Source organism: Rothia sp. HMSC071C12 (assembly GCF_001813895.1).
GTDB classification, from domain to species: domain Bacteria; phylum Actinomycetota; class Actinomycetes; order Actinomycetales; family Micrococcaceae; genus Rothia; species Rothia mucilaginosa.
On the sequence record NZ_KV814378.1, the window covers coordinates 244,837 to 261,588 of the forward strand.

Annotated in this window: 14 protein-coding genes; 1 reads left to right on the forward strand and 13 read right to left on the reverse strand. The window is 58.9% G+C overall.

Going from position 1 to position 16,752, the window contains the following annotated elements; genetic code table 11:
* Positions 1–19 precede the first annotated feature (19 nt).
* The 9 genes from HMPREF2942_RS08710 to HMPREF2942_RS08750 form a co-directional block, all read right to left on the reverse strand.
* Positions 20–832 carry a F0F1 ATP synthase subunit delta gene (locus HMPREF2942_RS08710; RefSeq protein WP_049354850.1) on the reverse strand — a complete coding sequence of 271 codons (813 nt, stop codon included), beginning with the start codon at positions 830–832 and terminating at the stop codon, positions 20–22.
* Positions 832–1,389, reverse strand: a complete 558-nt coding sequence (locus HMPREF2942_RS08715; RefSeq protein ID WP_049326923.1) for a F0F1 ATP synthase subunit B — start codon at positions 1,387–1,389, stop codon at positions 832–834. Before HMPREF2942_RS08715 ends, HMPREF2942_RS08710 begins: the two co-directional genes overlap by 1 nt.
* A gap of 51 nt (positions 1,390–1,440) precedes the next feature.
* Entirely contained in the window at positions 1,441–1,644 is a 204-nt protein-coding gene (gene atpE, locus HMPREF2942_RS08720; protein WP_005506461.1) for an ATP synthase F0 subunit C, read from the reverse strand.
* Between the two features lie 143 nt (positions 1,645–1,787).
* Positions 1,788–2,579 carry a F0F1 ATP synthase subunit A gene (gene atpB / locus HMPREF2942_RS08725; RefSeq protein ID WP_049347485.1) on the reverse strand — a complete coding sequence of 264 codons (792 nt, stop codon included), beginning with the start codon at positions 2,577–2,579 and terminating at the stop codon, positions 1,788–1,790.
* A gap of 112 nt (positions 2,580–2,691) precedes the next feature.
* Positions 2,692–2,952: a hypothetical protein gene (locus HMPREF2942_RS08730; protein WP_049347487.1), complete on the reverse strand. Its 261-nt coding sequence runs from the start codon at positions 2,950–2,952 to the stop codon at positions 2,692–2,694.
* Positions 2,953–2,980: 28 nt separating this feature from the next.
* Entirely contained in the window at positions 2,981–3,547 is a 567-nt protein-coding gene (locus HMPREF2942_RS08735; RefSeq protein WP_052265079.1) for a hypothetical protein, read from the reverse strand.
* Entirely contained in the window at positions 3,547–4,836 is a 1,290-nt protein-coding gene (locus tag HMPREF2942_RS08740; RefSeq protein ID WP_070688885.1) for an MraY family glycosyltransferase, read from the reverse strand. The genes HMPREF2942_RS08735 and HMPREF2942_RS08740 overlap by 1 nt, the downstream gene beginning before the upstream one ends.
* A gap of 252 nt (positions 4,837–5,088) precedes the next feature.
* The gene (locus HMPREF2942_RS08745) at positions 5,089–7,047 is read right to left on the reverse strand and encodes a polysaccharide biosynthesis protein (protein ID WP_070688886.1); all 1,959 of its coding nucleotides are present in this window, start codon (positions 7,045–7,047) and stop codon (positions 5,089–5,091) included.
* Entirely contained in the window at positions 7,047–9,014 is a 1,968-nt protein-coding gene (locus tag HMPREF2942_RS08750; RefSeq protein ID WP_070678130.1) for a glycosyltransferase family 2 protein, read from the reverse strand. Before HMPREF2942_RS08750 ends, HMPREF2942_RS08745 begins: the two co-directional genes overlap by 1 nt.
* A 429-nt stretch (positions 9,015–9,443) precedes the next feature.
* Here HMPREF2942_RS08750 and HMPREF2942_RS08755 point away from each other — a divergent pair, with 429 nt between their 5' ends.
* On the forward strand, positions 9,444–10,445 hold the full coding sequence (locus HMPREF2942_RS08755; protein WP_049358652.1) for an NAD-dependent epimerase/dehydratase family protein: 1,002 nt from the start codon (positions 9,444–9,446) through the stop codon (positions 10,443–10,445).
* A 175-nt stretch (positions 10,446–10,620) separates the two neighbouring features.
* On the opposite strand, the gene HMPREF2942_RS08760 is transcribed toward HMPREF2942_RS08755, so the two are convergent.
* The 4 genes from HMPREF2942_RS08760 to rho form a co-directional block, all read right to left on the reverse strand.
* Positions 10,621–11,838, reverse strand: a complete 1,218-nt coding sequence (locus HMPREF2942_RS08760) for an L-threonylcarbamoyladenylate synthase (protein WP_049340671.1) — start codon at positions 11,836–11,838, stop codon at positions 10,621–10,623.
* A 181-nt stretch (positions 11,839–12,019) separates the two neighbouring features.
* Positions 12,020–12,928, reverse strand: a complete 909-nt coding sequence (gene prmC, locus HMPREF2942_RS08765; RefSeq protein WP_049340673.1) for a peptide chain release factor N(5)-glutamine methyltransferase — start codon at positions 12,926–12,928, stop codon at positions 12,020–12,022.
* A gap of 152 nt (positions 12,929–13,080) precedes the next feature.
* Positions 13,081–14,163: a peptide chain release factor 1 gene (prfA, locus tag HMPREF2942_RS08770; RefSeq protein ID WP_005507792.1), complete on the reverse strand. Its 1,083-nt coding sequence runs from the start codon at positions 14,161–14,163 to the stop codon at positions 13,081–13,083.
* A 143-nt stretch (positions 14,164–14,306) separates the two neighbouring features.
* Positions 14,307–16,481, reverse strand: a complete 2,175-nt coding sequence (rho, locus tag HMPREF2942_RS08775; RefSeq protein ID WP_049357695.1) for a transcription termination factor Rho — start codon at positions 16,479–16,481, stop codon at positions 14,307–14,309.
* Between the last annotated feature and the right edge of the window lie 271 nt (positions 16,482–16,752).

Below are 16,752 nucleotides of genomic sequence, written 5' to 3' on the forward strand. Positions count from 1 at the left end.
GCGTCGCTAGCTTGAGCCGCTAGCCGATGGAACGAGTCAGGTCGGACATGCGGGTCTCGACGGTACCGTCGATCACCTCGTCGCCCACCTGAACACGCAGACCGCCAAGAACGGCGGGGTCCACCGAAACGTCGAGCTTCAGCTCACGGCCGTACACGGCGTTGAGCGCGCGACCGAGACGTTCAAGCTGTGCCTGCGACAGCGCAATCGCGCTAGTTACTCGCGCAATGTAACGGTTCTGTCGCGTGACGATGATTTCTGCGAACTCATCGGCTACCCGTGCAGCGTGACGGCCGCGGGGGTTGGAGCCAACTCGTTCGAGCAGAAGCACACCTTCGGCGGTGGTGGCGGGGCCACCGAGCGCCACGGCGAGCTTCTTCTTTGCTTCTTTGCTTGCCTGATGGTCGGACAGCGCTTCCTGCGCCTGAGCGTTGGAATCAACGGTACGCACAAAGGTGAGTAGTTCGTTGAGCACCTCGTCCAGGGCATCCACGCCACCGCGAGACTGAGCCGATGCGGTCACGGCGAGCACTGCTGCACGTTCCAGGGCGTTCGCCAGATCAGCATCATCAGACCAGCGCTGAGCCACCGCATTGGTGAGCACAGCCATAGCCTGCGAAGAGATCTTGCCGCCGAAGACGGTGTTAGCGATACCCTGACGTGCTGCTGCATCACGCGAAGAATCGGTGACAGCACGGCGCAGGGTGCCGTTGTGGTCGAGAACATCAACCACAGCGAAAAGCTCGCTCGCCAGGTTCAGGGGCTGCAGGGAAGCGTGAGCTTCCAGCACCTCTTCCACCTTGCTCAGTGATTCAGTAGATACTCCTGCCATTACCGAGCCGCACCTGCGTTCTGCTTCTCGGTTTCAAGGTCAGCAAGAAAACGATCTACCACACGGGCCGATCGCTCATCATCGTTGAGGGCTTCGCCCACAATCTTGCCGGCAAGGGTCGTAGCAAGAGTGCCAACCTCGGAACGGAGGGACACTGCTGCTGCCGCACGCTCTGCCTCGATAGCCTTTGCTGCATTATCGCTAATGCGCTGAGCCTCAGCGGTTGCACGCTCGCGAGCATCGGCAATGATTGCCTCGCCCTCTGCGCGTGCCTCTTCACGAATCTTCTGAGCCTCCAGTCGAGCGCTTTCGAGCTGCTGGGTGTACTCATCGCGAGCCGCTGCAGCCTCTGCCTGTGCCTTCTCGGCCTTGGCAAGGCCACCTTCGATTGCTTCCTTACGGTCCTGGTAGATCTTCTCGAACGCCGGGACAACGTACTTAGCAACGATGTAGTAGAGGATCAGGAATCCGATGAGGGTAATGACAATTTCCCCGACGTCGGGAATCAGGGGGTTCGAAGTTGCCTCCGCTCCCCCTTCGCTTGCCAGATAAATCATGGAGGGAATCCTGTTCTATGGGATGGGTCGTTTAGGATGTGGCAGAGCCGGTTACTTGATGAAGACGAGAACCAGGCCCAGAATTGCCAGCGCCTCGACCAGTGCGAAGCCCAGGAACAGCATGGGCTGCAGGGTCTTCTGGGACTCGGGCTGACGAGCAACGCTGGTCATGTATGCCGCGAAGATCAGACCCACGCCGATGCCGCCGCCAATAGCTGCCAGACCGTAGCCAACCGCAGTGATGGAACCAACCATTATTTTTCCTTTCAACAGTGTTCGACCGGGAACATACCCGGACCGAACAGAGTTTGATTTGAGTTAATAGCCCGCACAGTGAACGTGTGGGTTGCTTTATTCACGCCCAATGACGAACGCGAAAACCTAAAAAACTAGAGAGTTTAGTGTCCCTCGGAAACCGAGCCCTGCAGGTACACAGCCAGCAGCAGAGCGAACACATAAGCCTGGATGCACTGAATCATGAATTCCAGGAAGTACAGGAACAGGCCCAGAGCACCGGGAGCAATAGCAGCCAGGTAGCCGATACCACCCAGGGTCTCAACCATGTAGGTCACCATGCTGGATGCAACCATCAGCGCCAGGTGACCACCGAACATGGTCGCGAAGAGACGTAGCGCGTGAGTTGCGGGACGAATCAGCAGGTTCGAGAAGAACTCGATCGGGATCAGGATGGGGTAAATCCACACCGGCAGACCCGAGGGCATGGTGATGTCCTTGAAGAAGCCGCCCAGGCCCTTGCGCTTGATACCAACGCCAACCCAGGTCAGGTACGCTACGCCAGCCAGCGCGTAGGCGCTACCGGGGTGCGAGAAGGTGGGCAACTGAACAAACGGAATCGAACCGTAGAGGTTGTTCACCAGAACGAAGAAGAAGGAGGCGAACAGAATCGGCACGAACGGCTTGTAGTGCTGTACGCCCAGGGTTTCCTTACCGAGGGAGTTACGAGCAAACATGTAGCCGGACTCAGCGATGAACTGAGTCTTGCCGGGAACCATGGCGCGCTTACGTGCTGCGGTGAGGAAGAAGACCGCGATAATCACCACGGACAGCAGAATCAGTACGTTCTGCTTACCGAAAGCGAAATCACCAATGGTGAAGAAGGGTGGCAGATGCATGTCTTCGGGGGTCGGCGGCACATAGGCTTCCGCGAGGATCAACCCGTTCTCGATCAAAGCAAGTCCTTTCTTGCTACTAGTGGCTATCAAGAGCCCATGTCTGCCTATAAACGACTGACATGCTAACTACATGGATGAATGTGTGACCTGGCGGTCCGCGTTCAATGACCTAACGGTCTTTATTCTGCCTGGTCATGTGGGTAAAGACGAGGGTCAAACCTCCAATAGCGCCAATCAAGACGCCAACCCACACCAGCCAGGTGGTGGAGAAGACCAGGTCACCGAGGTAACCGATGCCTCCCCACACTGCTACACCGATGATCAGATAGAGAATCGACATGACTGCACCGGAGAGACCTCCGTCAGATACCAATTCTCCGGTGGTGCGGAGCTTTTTATCTCCGTCCCACCACTTCTTCTCTTCGGCCAAACGTTTTTCCTTTCAAACACCGATCGTGTTACCGACCATGGTCTTCCGAGTCGGTGTCGAAGTACAAAATTCTCAGTCGTGCGATGCTAACTGTTTCAATAACAATCCACAGAATCACGCCGGTACATGCGCCTGCGAGAGTCCAACCGTGCCTCAGATTCTCGGGGAACGGCACAAACATCAATACCAGACCGAGCAGAGCAATCTTCACGAGGTAGCTCACCACCAGCGATTTGGGTACACCCCAGTCGAAAATGGGAGCAACCAACATAACCAATACGCCCAGAGTGAAGCATATATAGATTATCAGAAAGCCCAATGTTATTCCTAGCGCGCCCACGGGGCCCGCAAACAGGTACGCACTCATCATACCGCCCAACCAAGCCAGCAGAGAGTAAGCCGATACCCTGTAGAACAAAAATTTCCAGGAAAGCTCTTGACTCTCGAAAGAAGAGGCCTTCAAACCTGCTTGAGCACGCTCTCGGCGGTGTTTCTGCTGCTTCTTGCGCTCCGCCGGCGGATACCACAGAACGTCCACCACGCGCCTCCAGAGAGGCTCTGCAGGAGCCTGAGATTTAGGCTGCTCAGAAGCCATTAGTGTTTCTCCCCACGGTTGCGATGAGAAGAAGGCTGAACAGAGGAGCGAGCAGCAGAAGAGCTATCTGCACGGTCTTTCACGGAATCCGGCATGATCGGCTCCGGATGCAGCGAGGTCGGCTCTACGTTCTCAGGAGTCGCCGGAACGCCAGTCGCCGAGGTCAAAGAGCCGGTAGCAGGCTCCGCAGTTGCCGACTTCGCCTTCGACGCCGAACCCTTCAAATCCGCTGCAAAACGCTTCGACAGATCAATCGTAGAAGTAGGAGCATCTCCACCAAAGAGCTGCGGCATACGCAGATACACCACCAGCACGGCAAGAGCCACAAGAACCACGCCCACGGTCGCCACCACAGATCCCGCAGCATACAAATCAGACGCAAACGCCAACAGCACCCACACCAGAATGGTCGTACCGGTCACCACGGCGGTCGAACCAAGGTGGCTGAAACCAACATCCGTCAGACGCTGATACGTGTGAGTACGGTGCGGCTTGTACCACTGCTCCCCCGCCATAAAACGACGGAACAGAGTCGTACCCGCGTCCGCAAGGTACGTCATCAGCGGGGCAAAAGCCAACAGGAACGGAACATCCGCAAACCACGCGCCCACAGCCAACGTGCCCAGCGCCGCGCCCAAAACATAAGAACCCGCATCGCCCAAAAACACGTTCTTACCCGGGCGCACATTCCACGGCAAGAAGGCCGCAAAAGCACCGGCAACCGCCACACCAGCCAACGCCAGCCACGGCAGGTTCACCATCCAACCGGTCAGCGCATACGCCAAACCAGCCACCAGGCCGTGAGCACCAGAAATACCGTTAATGCCGTCCATAAAATTCGCCACGTTAATGTAGCCGGCAATAAAAATCGCGCCAAGGATCAGCAGCAGAATATTCGTGCCCTGTACCGTCGCGAAGCTCACGCTTACCAGAAGACCAATGACCAGCTGCAGGCCCGCACGACGCACAATGCTCACGCCGCGAATATCCTCCAGCCACCCCAAGGCGAGAGCGCACAGAATCGCCGCAGCAATCGTCACCGCCAGCTGCAAAGACTCAGCAGAACGGTACGTCCAGCCGAACAGGGTAGCCACCACAAACGCAACAAAGGTCGCAGCCGCAGTCGCCAAACCCATACCGCGGTACGTCGGAGCAGTATGCGAAGAACGCTCATTAGGAACATCCACCATGTTGTAGCGGTGCAAAATCGGGCGCACCGCAAACGGCAAAAGGGCACCCAAAACAAAAGCAAGAGCAAAAATACTCAACAGCTCAGAAAAGGAGGTCATACCAGCTCCAAAGCATTGGCGCCGCTCCCCTGGACGCAAGCTCCAGAATCACGGCTAGGGACGATGTGTGCGTAGTGTGTGTTTACTTCGTATTCTATAGAACTCTTCAGTAGCCCGGGACTAAACGGTACAGAATCTCTCCATACGCTCTGCATATTCTGCGTCCTGATATGTTCTACACCCGAGAAAGAGAAAACACCGGATACCGCACCTGCCACGCAAGTGCAGCATCCGGTGTCATTTCCGTAAAGATTAGAACGTCTGCGCATCCGCCAGAGTACGCGGATCAGGGGCACGCTCCAGGCCATGACGTTCATAGCCGCTGTGCTCCCGATAGTTCTGAATCCACCGCTCATAATCGAGCTCATCAGGGTCAAGTGCCGGGGCACTCGACCGGGAAATATACCGGTTCTCCTCGCTCGGCACCAGCTTCTCGGTACCGCCGAAGAGAGTCTCATCCAGCTTCTCACCCTTACGAAGACCAATCTCCTTGATCTCCACGTCATACCGCTCATACGCCTGGCGCATCGCCTTCGCAACGTCCAGGATCTTGACCGGCTGACCCATATCCAGCACCATGACCTCACCCGGGCGACCAATCGCACCGGCAAGCATCACCAGCAGGCAGGCATCGGTAATCAGCATGAAGTAACGGGTCGCGCGCTTATCGGTCAGGGTAATCGGACCACCCGAGAGAATCTGCTTCGTAAAGAGCGGCTTAATCGAACCGCGCGAACCAAACACATTACCGAAACGAACCGACACGTAGGTGTTGCCGGTCTTCTCGCCAAAGTACGCGGTCAGACGCTCCGCCACGCGCTTGGACTGACCCAGCGCAGTCTTCGGGTCCGCAGCCTTATCGGTCGAAACGTTCACGAAGGTCTTCACGCCCACCGCCTCCGCGGCACGCAGCACGTTCAGAGTACCCAGAGAGTTCGTCTTCCACGCCTCCTGCGGGTACGCCTCCAGCGCCGACACATGCTTCAAAGCTGCAGCGTGGAACACTACCTCGGGGCGACGGTCACGGAAAATCTCCAGCAGGTTATCACCCTCACGAATATCAGCCAGGATGATGCGGTCATCGTCCAGGCTCGACTCGTGAGTAATCGAAACCTTCGTTTCCATCAGCAGAGTCTCATCATGATCAAGCATCATGAGAGTCTCAGGGCCAAACTCGCTAATCTGACGGCACAGCTCCGAACCAATCGAACCGCCCGCGCCCGTAACCAGCACGCGCTTACCGTGCAGGTACGAACGCAGAATATCGCGGTCAATATCGTAGTTAATCTCGCCACGAATCACGCGCATCAGGTCGTTATCGCTCGCGGTAATCAGACGCTCACCCATCAGTCGAGCATTCGCGCTACTAATACGCTGAACCTCAACCTTAAGCTTACGCATGCGGTTGCAGAAGGACTCGAAGTAATCCTCCGACATATCCGAAATCGTCACCAGAATCTTACGGGTACCCGACTCACGAATCACCTGCTCCAGCTCGCGGTAAGTCGTAATCACCGAAATGCCGTGGAACTTCGTACCAGCCTTCAGCTGGTCATCATCGAAGACCGCAACCGGGCGAAGCTTCGCATCCTCATCGTGCAGCATCGAATCCATGACCATGCCGCCAATAAAACCGGCACCGTACACAATCACCGGCTCACCGGTCAGCTCACGCACCGCACCACGCTCAGTGTAGACGCGCTTCGCCATGCGGGCGCCCGCCATCATAATCAGGCTAAATGCCGCCGCAATCGCAGGCACACTATGCGGCATATGGGGCAGACCCAACAGCTCATCCACAAAGGAGAAAGCAGTCAACGCCGCACCCGCGCTCAAAGCAGCCGCGCCGGCACGCCAGGACTCGTCAAACGAACCGTACGAATACACGCCGTTATAAATCTTCACACCCGCCAGACCAATGACCAGGTGCAACACCACAGCCAACGTAGCGGTCATCGTCAACGACGCCGGGTGAATAATATCGAACACCGAACCGTTACTGAGCAGCACACTATAGCGGAGCATGTACGCGAACAAAACCGCCAGCAGCCACGCGCTCGAATCGATCAGAGCCTGCGCAATCAGCCACCACGGCTTACGCTCATACAGGCGGTTCACCAGCATCGTGCCAGAGTCACCCTCCGTCACCATCGTGCCGCGCTGAGCCGCCTTCCGCATCACCACATGAGCGTGAGGTTTCAACTGAGCCACTACATGCCTCCTTCAGATGCGGTACCAGAAGAACGAGAAGAAGCACGAGCCGTCAACGACGACAACGCACGAAACGCCGAACGGCGCGCCTGCTCAGGAACAAAACGGTACACACTACGCACCGCCATATTCTGAGCCCACTGAAGCTTAGAAATACCGTGACCGGTGTACAGTCGACGCTGAATCGCCACATCCTGCAACCAGGCGTCCACTCCCCCACGCTTCGTGTACGCGCCCGCACCCACGCGGTAACGCACCAGAGCCTCGGGGATATTGCCCAGACGGTAGCCGGCATCGCGCAGACGCATCCACAGCCACCAATCCTCAGCGCCGGGCACGAACTCGTAACCGCCCAGCTGCTGCACGGCACTCTTCACGAACGCCACCGACGGGTGATAAATCGGGTTACGCGAATCCATCGCGCGCAGCAGACGCTCGGACTCAACAATCGCCTCGCGGGTCGACTCCACCGCAGTATTGCTCTCATTCACCTCAAGCATGGCAGAGCCCAGCACCGTGTAGCCGCCCTGCACCAGGGCAGGAATCAGACGCGCAAAACGAGTCGGCTCAGACAGATCATCAGAATCAGCACGAGCCACCAGCTCATACGAACACGCCTGCAGACCGGCGTTCAGCGCCTCCGCCAAACCAACATTCTGAGCCAGCTCCACCACCTGAATCGGCGGGCAATCCAGATTCTCGGCGCGCTGAACCCAGCGGTCCACCACGGCATCCAGCTCGGGGGTCAGCGGACCGTCCTTCACCAAAACCAGCTCGGAAGGACGCACCGTCTGGTTCAGAAGATTTGACTCCAACGCCTGGTCCAGATAGGCGGGGTTCTCCTTCGCGTACACGCTCATCAGCACCGAGAAATCGGGTACAGAGCTCACGCAACCACGCGCCTTCTCAGAATCAGCGGGGCTTTCAGCGGATGCCGGCACGCCGTAGCGGCCGGGGAAAGTCAGCGGGTAAATGCCCTCAAGCACCTGAGCATTCGGGCGAGGCGCACGCAAACCATCACGCACACCATTGAGGAAATACCCCAGGTAGGTGCGGCGGTCATCAGTACGCAGAACAGTAGAAATCCACAGGCGCGCCGACGAGCCACCGTACAACAGCTTCTCCAGCGGGTTCAGGGTACGCGAACGGGTAAAGACCCACAGCTTATTGCGCACATCGTTATAGAAACGCGGGCCCGGGTCAGCGTTCGTCGTACCAAAAGTCTTCGTGTGGTGCTTAGCCACAGAAGAAGGCACCGCAATGCCGTCACGGTGATGAATCAGACGAGTCGAAAACTCGAAGTCATCATTCCAAATGAAGAACTCAGCAATCGGCAAACCACCATTACGGCGAATAGCCTGCGCGTCCATCAGAATCGACACGAACGAGGCGCTACGAATCGGACGGGCACTCACCGCCTGCGCACGAGCATAACGCTGCTGACCCGCCGCAAACATCGTGCGCGGAGTGTTCATCGGGTGGTCCTCGCCGTTCGTCCACACCACACGAGACGCCACCACCGCGGGGCGCTGCGAAGGCACCGGCGAATAGTTCAGCCAGGCGGCAACCGCCTCCGACAGAGTGTTCTCGGTCGGCTCGGTGTCATCATCCATAACCCACACCAGATCCGGGTTATGGCGTTCCAGGGCGCGATCAATACCCACCGCGAAACCGCCAGCACCGCCCATATTGCTCTCCAGGCGGATGCAATCCACCGGTAGCTCGTAGTCCAGGGCACGCAGATACTCAGCAGTACCGTCCGTGGAGGCGTTATCAACAATCACCACCGCCGCAGGCACACGCTCACCAGAAGCGATACCAGCAAGGGTCTTCGGCAGCAGGTCCTCACGGTTATAAGTCACCACCACGGCAACCGTGCGGGGATACTCATTCAAAGAATTGTGAGAAGAAGACTGATCGGAAGAAGGCTGGGCAAAAGCGGTCACGTCGCTGTACTTTTCTGCCATAAGTTCTCCCTCCGTGGCGCGATGCGCCTGAATCAGCCGGTACGCGATATACCCATACCGAGCTGGGCGCTTATGGTGTTTCTCGCGCCCGCGGTATTCAACCGTGTGGATATATCACTCAAAGAAAATATTCTACCTGCGGTCTCCACTAGAGAGTGAACCATCACCTCAAAAGACGCACTTTATGACAAATAAACAACCGAATTCAGTTGATTTATCCGCATAGCGGACGCACCCGCACACCCAGTTTTGGGTATCCATCAAGCTACCAGCTTCACAGCCTGTGTTTGCGCTGTGCACCCCGTGCGAAAAAACGACCAGAGACCGAATAAAAACCCACAAATTCCCCATAAACTGTTCAAATATGGGAAAGTTGAAATGACCCCATTTTTCCCCGCAACGTACGCGGGCTCGTGAGAGGTAAAAGAGATGTCCGAATCCAAGTGGAAAGTCATTGGCGCCAGCGGCTTCGTTGGTTCCTCCATCGTCGCGCGTCTAAACGCAGAAGGTATCAGCGTCGACCCCATTGAGGCACCTCGACTCGCAACCCGAGCCCTCGACGTAGACAGCATCATCGACGAAGCAGACCAGCTTGAAGGCATCATCGACTCCCTCGCAGAAGCCTTCGCAGGCGCGCAGGTCGTCGTCAACGCTGCGGGCCTCGCAGCGCCCAATATGCAGGATCTACCTCCGCTCGTCGGCGCAAACGCCCTGCTTCCCGCCGTGATTGCCATCGCCGCGCAGCGCACCGGCGTGCGCCGCGTCATCCACCTCTCCTCCGCAGCTGTGCAGGGCCCGCGCCTCGTGCTAGATGCTTCCGAAGAGACCAACCCGTTCAGCGCCTACTCCTTCTCCAAGGCACTCGGCGAAGAAGCGCTGCTCGACCTGCAGGACTACTTCCTCGAAGGGCACCCCGACTGCGCACCCGAACTGTGCATCCTGCGCGCAACCAGCGTGCAGGGCCGCGGCCGACGCACCACCGAGCTCTTCGCCAAGATGGCCTCCTCCCCCTTTGCCTCCGTTGCCGGTGCTGGCACCGGCAAGTCCCCGGTTTCCAGCGTGCACGCCCTCGCAGAATTCGTGGTCATGCTCGGCACCTTCCCCGGCGAGCTACCCACCATCGTGCTGCAGCCCTGGGAAGGCGCAACCGTTGCCTCCGCGTCCGTGGATGCTGGTCGCCGCCACCCGCGCCGCCTGCCCGAGTGGCTCTGCCGCGCAGCCGTCAAGGCGGGCTACACCGTCTCCGAGCTGATGAATGACAAGTTCGCAGGCTCCGTGCGTAAGGTCGAGGTCATGTGGTTCGGCCAGGGCATCGACGACTCCTGGGCACGCGAAAACAACCTTCTGCCCACCCCTCGCGTGCGTGAAGTACTGCGCAACGCCCACACCGCGCTGGGTAAGAAGAAGGACCGCCGCTTCGACAAGAACTAGGTAGCGTACGTGCGCCCCTAGCAGCGCACAACCTGAGGCACGCAGCCCAGGAGCGCATAACCTGTAGGACTCATAACGAAAGGGAACCCCCGATATATCTGAACGATATATCGGGGGTTCCCTATACGTTTTTATGCTCCGAGATTTATACCCGAGCGCTATAACCCGCAGAGGTTTAGAGGTGGTCCTCCGGGGCATCCTTCTGCTCGGTCTTTGCCTCAGCTTCAGTCTTGGTAGCCTCAGTCTTAGCGTCTTCAGCCTTAGCTTCTGCCGGCTTAGCCTCGCTCTGAGCGGGTGCACTCTGAGCGGCAGTCTCAATCTTCGACTCGCCAAAGACCAGCGCGCGAGCAGTATCAGCAGGAACCGGGTGGGTCTGCGGCTCATCCGCACGAACCGGCTTCGGAGTGTTGTCACGGTAGCCGCGCGAACGCTCCTGATCCACGCCAGTGCTGAAAGCAGAAGACAGAGCCGAAGTAGCGCCCAGCAGAGACGCAGCGACAGAACCGGCAACCGGTGCCGAAGCGCGACGAGCAGGCTCACCGCTCACAGTGTGGGTGCTGTCCCACTGCTCGTACGCCTCATCCAGGTCAGCCTGCTCATCCAGAGCACGCTCAGAAGGAGTCGACTCAGACGGCGCAGAAGAAGCAGTCTCAGCTTCCTCAACCTTACGAGCTGCCTGCTCGTCAGCCTCCGCACGAGTCAGAATGGTCGGAACGACCTCACGCAGCTCCTCCACTGAAATTGCGCCCTCACGAACCACCACGTAGGGGAAGGAGGTGCAATCCAGAATCGTCGACGGTGCCGGGTCACGCTCAGTCACCACAACCACGCCGTCCTCATTCGGCTCAGACTCAAGCGGCTTAGGACGAGCGCCACCATCAATCACCACGGCGACATCCTCACCCAGCGAATCCATGGCGGTCTGCGCATCCAGTGCGGCTTCCTGACCGGTCTTGTTCGCGCTCGAAACCGCCAGCGGACCGTGCTCAGTCAGCAGCTTCAGGGCGAACTCATCATCGGGAACACGCACGGCAACAGTACCGCGGGTCTCACCCAAATCCCAGCTCAGTGACGGGTACGCGTGAAGAATCATAGTCAGCGCGCCGGGCCAGAAGCGACCACCCAGATCGTAAATATCGTTCGGAACGTCGTCGACCACGCCAGCGAGCGCAGCAAGATCAAAGATCAGCACGGGCGGCGGCATGGTGCGGTCGCGGCCCTTATCTGCCAGCAGCTTGGCAACGCCCTGATGCGAGAAAGCATCGGCGGCAATACCGTAGACGGTATCGGTGGGCATCACAATCGTGTCGTGCGCCTTCAGCGCCTCGCGGGCAGCTTCAATGGCCTCGCGGGTCTCAGTTTCAGTCGTTACGGGGTACAGCTTTGCAGTCACGGGTCTTATTCTCTCATGTTTTTCTGGATGCGGCGAGACACCGGCACCCACAACGCGCCATGTGGAAGCACTCTTCCGGGGGTTCACCGTATTTCGCCGGCTCTGAGCTGGCTACTGAGCTGACTACTGGGGCGGACGCGTTGCCTTCATGCAGCCCGGCACGGGCTAGGTGGTGCATTTACTAGTCTAAAGGCTCTAGTGGGCGCGGTTTATAACCGACGCTATGACGCGGACGATTATTCAGGTCACGCACCGGGTAGCAGTCCTCGAAGCCGACACGTGCCAACAGCTCGGCGACGGCTTCTTCCTGGGTGTCGTCGTGCTCCATGATGAACAGACCGCCGGGGGTAAGAAGTTCGAAGGCGCGGGCGGCAATCGCGGAGGGCATCTGCATGCCGTCCTCTCCCCCGCCGTACAGAGCCATGTCCGGGTCGTGCAGGGCGGCTTCCGGGTCGGCGGGTACGTTCGCCGGCGGAATGTACGGAGGGTTCGAGAGCACCGCGTCGAAGGTTCCGGAAAGTTCGGGCAGGGCGGTGAGGGCGTCCCCCTGAACCAGGTGTACGCCGAGCGGCTCCAGGTTCTTACGGGTGTAGGGGATGGCGTCTTCGGAGAGTTCCACCGCGAACACCTGGGCGTTCGGCAGTTCGCTCTTAATTGCCGCCGCGATAGCCCCGGAGCCGGTGCACAGGTCGACGATGCGCAGCTGACCGGTTGTCGAATCGGTGCGTGCGGTCAGCACCTTGAGGGCTTCTTCGACGAGTAGCTCGGTCTCGGGGCGGGGTACGAACACGCCCGGTCCGACTGCCAGTTCTAGGCGGTAGAAGGGAGCGGAGCCGGTGATGTGCTGCAGCGGTTCGCGGTAGGCGCGGCGGGCGACCAGCGCCTCGTACTCTGCGACCTGTGCGGGGGTGAGCCGCTCCCCCATGAGCGCGGCGTGCTGTAGGCGCGAGCGCGAACCGTCGTAGAGCAGGTGCGCGGCGAGGAGCTCGGCGTCCACGCGGGGGCTGGGCACCTGCGCCAGTGCCGCGGTGGCGCGCGTGAGTACCTGCGCGAGTTCTTCCCCGCGCGGGTCGTGCACATTCACCTTCATGAGCTCTCCTTACGCTCTCTCAACAGCTCAAAACCTGTCACAGCATATGGCTAAGGGGCTCCACCGCCGTAGCGGCGAGCCCCTCACCAACATCTCACGTCGATTCAGTGAATCGACAAGAGTCTATATACAGAACCTACGTCTGCACAGAACTACTTCTGTTCCTGGCCCACCTGAGCGAGGCGGTGCGCCTCATCCATTTCAATAGCGGACTGAACCACAGGCTCCAGGTCACCATTCAGTACAGCATCCAGGTTGTACGCCTTGTAGCCGGTACGGTGATCCGCAATGCGGTTCTCTGGGAAATTGTAGGTACGGATACGCTCCGAACGGTCCATGGTACGCACCTGCGAAGCACGGTGCGCCGCGTTCTCAGCGTCAATCTGCTCCTGCTGGTGAGCCAGCAGTCGCGCACGCAGAACGCGCATCGCAGCTTCACGGTTCTGCAGCTGAGACTTCTCATTCTGCATCGCCACCACAATACCGGTCGGCAGGTGGGTAATACGCACCGCCGAGTCAGTGGTGTTCACAGACTGGCCACCGGGGCCCGAAGAACGGTACACGTCAATCTTCAGGTCGTTCTGGTTAATCTCGATTTCCTCGGGCTCATCCACTTCGGGGAACACCAACACACCGGCGGCGGAAGTGTGAATACGGCCCTGAGACTCAGTCGCCGGAACACGCTGCACACGGTGCACACCACCCTCATACTTCAGGTGCGCCCACACGCCCTCAGCCGGCTCATTCGAGGAGCCCTTAATAGCAATCTGGGCATCCTTATAACCGCCCACGTCAGTGCTGGTCGAAGAAATAATCTCAGTCTTCCAGCCCTTGTGCTCGGCGTAACGCATGTACATGCGCAGCAGGTCACCAGCAAACAGAGCCGCCTCGTCACCACCGGCACCAGCCTTCACCTCAAGAATGACGTTACGGCCATCATCCGGGTCACGCGGAATCAGCAGGCGGCGCAGCTTCTCCTGAGCAACCTCCAGCTCCTCCTCCAGACCGGGAATCTCCGCCGCGAAATCCGGATCCTCATCAGCCATCTCGCGAGCAGCCTCAAGGTCATCCTTCAGCGAAGTGTACTTATTGTATGCAGTCACAATACCGGTCAGCTCCGCGTAGCGGCGGCCCACACGGCGTGCCTTACCCTGATTCGCCTGCACGGCGGGGTCAGCCAGCTGATTCTGCAGGTCAGCGTGCTCATCCAGCAGAACCTGAATAGATTCAAACATTCTGTTCTCTCTTCCATCTCCCGCACTTTACGCCGCACGGGCAGGCACTAGACATCTCACACCCCTCACAACGGGGATGCACAAAACGAACGGCTCACGCGCCCCACCCACAATGAGGAGGTGGGGCGCGTGAGATACGAGCCTTAGTCGACCAGACGCAGACCGTTCTTCTGAACCGTCAGAAGGAACTCCACGTTGCTTTCAGTCTTACGCAGCTGGTTGGTCAGAACACCCAGAGCCTGCTCGGGTTCCATACCCGCCAGGGCACGGCGCAGACCCCACATAATCTTGATCTCATCCGGGGAGAGCAGGTTCTCCTCGCGGCGAGTACCAGAAGCATTAATATCAACCGCCGGGAAGATACGCTTATCCGCCAGCTGACGGGACAGGCGCAGCTCCATGTTACCGGTGCCCTTGAACTCTTCGAAGATCACTTCATCCATCTTCGAACCGGTCTCAACCAGCGCGGTAGCCAGAATGGTCAGCGAGCCGCCCTCTTCAATGTTGCGGGCAGCACCGAAGAACTTCTTCGGCGGGTACAGTGCAGCAGAATCCACACCACCGGACAGGATACGACCGGATGCGGGAGCCGCCAGGTTGTATGCGCGGCCCAGGCGGGTCATGGAGTCCAGCAGCACGACCACATCGTAGCCGAGCTCCACCATACGCTTCGCACGCTCAATAGCCAACTCAGCCACAGTGGTGTGATCCTCAGCGGGACGGTCGAAGGTCGAGGCAATAACCTCACCCTTGACGGTGCGCTGCATATCGGTCACTTCTTCAGGACGCTCATCCACCAGGACCATCATCAGGTACACGTCCGGGTTGTTCACAGTAATCGCGTTCGCAATGGACTGCAGCATGAGGGTCTTACCCGCCTTCGGCGGGGACACAATCAGACCACGCTGACCCTTACCGATCGGGGACACCAGGTCCACCACGCGGGTGCCCAGCTTCTTCGGGGTGGTCTCCAGGCGCAGACGCTCCTTGGGATACAGCGGAGTCAGCTTCGAGAAGACGCGGCGGTTCGCTGCTTCCTCAACGCTCTGACCGTTAATCGCCTCAACCTGAACCAGCGCGTTGAAACGCTGGCGGCTGTTCGACTCACCCTCACGCGGCACGCGAATCGCGCCGAGCACGTGGTCACCCTTACGCAGGTTGTACTTCTTCACCTGAGCCAGGGAGACGTACACGTCGTTGGTGCCGGGCAGGTAGCCGGTGGTACGCACGAAAGCGTAGTTGTCGAGAATGTCCAGAACACCCGAAATCGGTGCCAGCACATCGTCTTCGCTCAGGCGAGGCTCATTCTCCTCGCGGCGGCGAGCCTGCTTCTCAGCACGCTCAGCCTGACGGTCGCGCTTGGAACGGCGCTCAGTACGCTCGGTGCGCTCGGCACGCTCTGCGCGTTCTGCACGCTCAGCAGCCTTACGCTCGGCACGTTCACTACGCTCAGTGTTGCGCTCTGCACGCTCAGCCTGACGGTCACGCTTAGTGCGACGCTCGGTACGCTCACCGTCCTGGTCGCGGCGACGCTCACGGGTGCGGGTACGCTTCGAGCTCTTCTCACCGTCGGGGGTGCCAAAAGTCATGTCCAGGGCAGCGTTCAGGCTGTCCAGGCTCGCGGTGCCGTCAGCGGTAGTAGCCTTCAGCTCAGCAGAGTTACCGGGCAGGTCAACCTGCTCCGCACGCTCGCCGATACGCTCAGCAGCCAGCTCAGCGCGCACATCCAGCGGAGGAAGCTCAGCAGGCTTCTCGTCCTTACGGGTGCGGGTGCGGCGGGTACGCTTCTCCGGCTTCTCGTTGTTCTCAGTCTTCTCGGACTTCTCAGCCGATGCGTCCTCACCCTCAGCGGCACGGCGAGCGCGCGCACGCTTCTGAGCGGGAGTCTCGTAACGAGAAGAGCGGGTACGCTTCTCAGCCTTTTCAGCCTTCTCAACGCCCTCAGCGGGGGCTTCAGCAGCCTCAGCGTTTTCGGTCTTCTCAGCCTTCGCAGCAGTCTTCTCAGCCTTCGCCTCGGCGTCCTTCTGGGCGCGGGTACGGCGGGTACGGCGAGGCTTAGACTCTTCAGTCGTCTCAGCAGCGGGGGTATCAGCAGATTCAGCAGCAGCCTCAGACTTGGGCGCAGCAGGAGCGGCTACGGCGCCACCACGCTGATGCTCCTCAAGAGCCTGAACCAGCTCGGCCTTCTTCAACTTCAGATAGCCGCGGATACCAAGCTGCTGGGCGAGGACACGCAGCTGCGCGACCTTCAAGTTCGCAAGTTCCGGTGCGGCAGCTGCCGTACCGTACTCATCGGTGACAACAATATTCTTTGCCAACTACAATTCCTTTGGTTATAAGCCCTGAAAATCTTCAGAATAAAGATCGGGCGGGCGCTATAGCGCGGTCAAAGGTTTAGACACTGCCGAAAGAAAACAGCAGTCTGCACCTTCGACTCCCTCGAACCGCACTGGAGGCGGTTCGCGTCTCTTACCGTACCCGCTGATTCAGACACAGCGAGCACACACGGAAGATAAGGCGCTCTATCACAAATGTGGGCAAGCCCAAACCATCATCTATAGAACCATCTGCACGAGATGAAGAGGACGG